This window comes from Photorhabdus sp. S10-54, from assembly GCF_963878145.1.
Taxonomy (GTDB): Bacteria; Pseudomonadota; Gammaproteobacteria; order Enterobacterales; family Enterobacteriaceae; genus Photorhabdus; species Photorhabdus kayaii.
The window spans coordinates 1-1567 of sequence record NZ_CAWNXG010000133.1 but is presented as its reverse complement, the minus strand read 5'-3'; the positions used below and the strand labels follow the sequence as shown (position 1 = coordinate 1567).

The window sequence follows — 1567 nt, the reverse complement described above, 5'->3', positions numbered from 1 at the left end:
AAGAGGGTGTCGCAAAAGGTCGGCATTGAAAATAACCCCACAGAAATTTATTGCCTGTTATTGGGACTGGCAACCCATGACAGGCTAAAAATAGCCCATAATATCAGGGCAACTGCCCTTGATAAGTTATACGCTATGGCATGCAAGGTAAATTCCACTCTGACTGCCGATAAACCTCTACGCCGAAAGCGTTCCAGTCCCTGGATCCCACGTAAAGCGGAAAATACCGGTTCTACCATGACTTTTCTCTGACTCAATATCCGTTTTGACTCCAGTTTGGTCATACGTGAACGCAGTTTATCCCGCGCTTTATCTTCCGGGTAACGTTTAATTTTTCTGCCCTTTTTCGCCTGCGTACATTTTTCTTTTTTCGGGCAATCGGCACAGTTTGCTCCCGTATAAACTCGATGCCCACGGCTCTTTTCGGAAGGTTTTACTGTACTGACAGGAAGCAACCTGTCATTGGCCGGGCAGATATAAAGGTCTTTCTCCGCATGATAAATAAACCGCGATTTTGGGTAGATTTTTCTTAGGCTCTGATGCTCATTGCCTTCCGGGCAGAACAACAGAATGTGATGTTTTTGCGTCTCAGCAATCACCTCGTCATGGAAATAACCGGCATCCAATAACAGCTTGTCCGGGTGACGCCCCGATAGATTGAAATTCTGTGCCAATAACGCGGCTATCACTTGGGTTTCACTGGAGGGGTCTACCGTTTGAGCGACAATAATACGTCTGCTGTTGACCAAAACAGACGGTTTATAAGAAGTTGAAAATCCTCTTCCCCGCTTGAGTTTCTGGACGACGGCATCGGGTTCGGTTGGATTGATACGCAGTTGGCTGGCCTCCTTCCCCTTTTTTTCCCGATTTTCTTGTCGGTGCCGTAAGACGTCGGCTCCCTGTTCCAATTGTTTCCTGCGTTTCTCTATCTGCACTGTGGCAGACATTGCCGTGAGGGCATTTTTTTCGCGTGAAATCGCTTCCTGAGTTAAAAGGTGGTAATGAGAACAGGCCGCCTCTATCACTGTCCCGTCACCGGCCAGACACGAAACCCCCGAATGGCTACGGTGCAAAATGGAGAAGGTCAGTGCTTCAAAAAACGGCCCGGTCAGGACAGATTGGTGCTGATAAATGAAACGCCCCAGACTGGCGTGATCGGGCGTAATTCCCTGACTGACAAAAATACAGCCTAAATCGAAACGCGCAAGTCGTTCAAGTTCTCTGAGCGAGCAGTGACCTTTCATGATCCCATAAAGTAGGATCCCCATCATGGAATGGGGAGAATAAGGGGCTCTGCCTGTCGAAGCATAATGGCGTTCAAAGGGAGCCCAATCTTGCTCATCAAGAATGTCAGCCACAATAAATGCGCTACGCTCCCCCATTTGCCTGAGATAATCAGAAAGGGAAAGAGAACCCGCTAAGACAGGTAAGTGCTGAGCGGTGACAAACTGACGTCCAGTATGAATAGAAGGTTCCCGTTTTCGAATGAATAAGGTCATAAAAGATCTGCGCTTAAAAGAAGTACGCAGATCTTAACGGATAACACGCGCCTTTTGCGACACCCTCG

1 protein-coding gene is annotated in these 1567 nt (G+C 47.9%); it reads right to left on the bottom strand.

Annotation, left to right across the window (positions count from 1 at the left end; genetic code table 11):
- Positions 1-47 precede the first annotated feature (47 nt).
- Positions 48-1499: a transposase gene (locus AACQ83_RS24080; protein WP_158539355.1), complete on the bottom strand. Its 1452-nt coding sequence runs from the start codon at positions 1497-1499 to the stop codon at positions 48-50.
- Positions 1500-1567: the final 68 nt, after the last annotated feature.